This is a genomic window from Roseateles sp., assembly GCF_049240545.1.
GTDB lineage: Bacteria > Pseudomonadota > Gammaproteobacteria > Burkholderiales > Burkholderiaceae_C > Paucibacter_A.
The window spans coordinates 1-1,633 of record NZ_JBMLSK010000194.1 but is presented as its reverse complement, the minus strand read 5'-3'; the positions used below and the strand labels follow the sequence as shown (position 1 = coordinate 1,633).

Sequence of the window (1,633 nt, the reverse complement as noted above, 5' to 3'; positions counted from 1 at the left end):
AAGCGCAAGCCCCCGGTCGACACGGGCGTGCTGCAGCGGCTGTTCAACGACTTCGCCTATCAGTACGGCACCGACCTGGCCTGGGACCGAGAGCGCAAGGAGCCGATCCGCATTAGCAACCTGCGGCATACCTTTGGGCATGACCCGGTCAAGCTGTGGATGACGAGCGAGCGGCGTGACGTGATCCATGCCGAGGAAGTGGTGTTTGATCCGAGCGAGGCGTGCGGGCCGCACGCGGTGAACCTGTGGACGGGCTGGGGCGCGGAGCCGGTCGAGGGCGACGTCGAGCCCTTCTTGGAGCTGCTCGAGTTCCTCGTCGGCGGTGAAACCGAGGTCATGGACTACTGCCTCAACTGGTACGCGCTGCCGCTGCAGCGGCCCGGCATCAAGCTCAAGACGGCCCTTGTGTTCCACGGCTACGAGGGCAGCGGCAAAAACCTGCTGCACGAGGTGGTGGCGAGCCTGTACGGCAAGCACGGCAAGGTGGTGGGCCAGCGCGAGCTGGAGAGCCAATGGACCGACTGGCAGAGCGGCTGCCAATTCGCCATCGGCGACGAGGTGGTGAGCCGGGCCGAAATGCGGCACCACAAGGGCGTGCTCAAGGGCCTGATCACCAGCAGCCACCTCAACATCGCCACGAAGTTCATGAACCTGCGCAGCGAGCGCAACTGCATGAACATCGTTTTCCACAGCAACGAGGTCGAGCCGCTCAAGCTGGACCCGACCGACCGGCGCTACTTGGTGATCTGGACGCCCAAGCGGGGCAGCCAGGCGCTGTACGACCGCTTTGTGCAGTGGCGCGAGGCCGGCGGCGCGGCGCACCTGATGCAGTGGCTGCTGGCGCGCAACCTGGCCGACTGGGCCTGGTACGAGCCGCCGCCGATGACCTCGGCCAAAGAGGATCTGATCGAGCTGGGCCGCCTGTCCCCCGAGCGCTTCTGGCGCGCGTGGAGCGGCAACGAGATCGTGGGGCTGCCGTGCCGCAGTTGCACGGTCGACCAGGCATACCGGGCCTACAAGCGCTGGGCCATGCAAGAGGGCGAGCGCTGGCCCATGAGCAAGCCGCAGTTCAGCCGCCTGGTGCTGCGCGAGGCGGGTGACGGCGAGTTTAAGGCGGTGCAGGCCCGCGTGGGCACCGGCCAGGCCGCGCCCGTGGCGCGCCTTTGGCTGATGGCGGCCCCGCCCCCCAATGTGACCTTGTCCGACCACGCGAAGGCCTGCATGGACGACTTTGAGCAGGTGCTGCGCGACTGGTCGGGCCATGGCGCTGGGGGTGAGCAGTGACGGCTGTACCGGTGTACCGGCTGTACCGGCACCCTGTACCGGCGTTTTCCCTTTGGAATCAAGGCTGTACCGGTGTACCGGATGCCCTCGCCAAAACCCATGTGCGCGTGTGTGCGCACGCGACGGCCTTGCGTCAATCGGTGGGGGTCTTTCTTTGAATGTTCACCGGTACACCGGTACAGCTTTGATTCTTAAAGGTGTTCCGGTGTTTTTCGTTGCTGGTACAGCTGGTACAGCGGTACAGGGAAGGGGAGAGTGATGAAGCTGGAAGTGAAAGCGGACCTGAGCCGACTCAAGCAAGGGCTCAAGAAGCTGGGGCAGGACATTGCCGCCAACGACAAGGCCACGG

General features: G+C 65.3%; 1 protein-coding gene. It reads left to right on the top strand.

Translation table 11 applies throughout. The features are described 5' to 3' along the window. A partial coding sequence (locus ACOVRJ_RS12285) for a primase-helicase family protein (RefSeq protein ID WP_422044133.1) occupies window positions 1-1,284 on the top strand: 1,284 nt, incomplete at its 5' end. Between the last annotated feature and the right edge of the window lie 349 nt (window positions 1,285-1,633).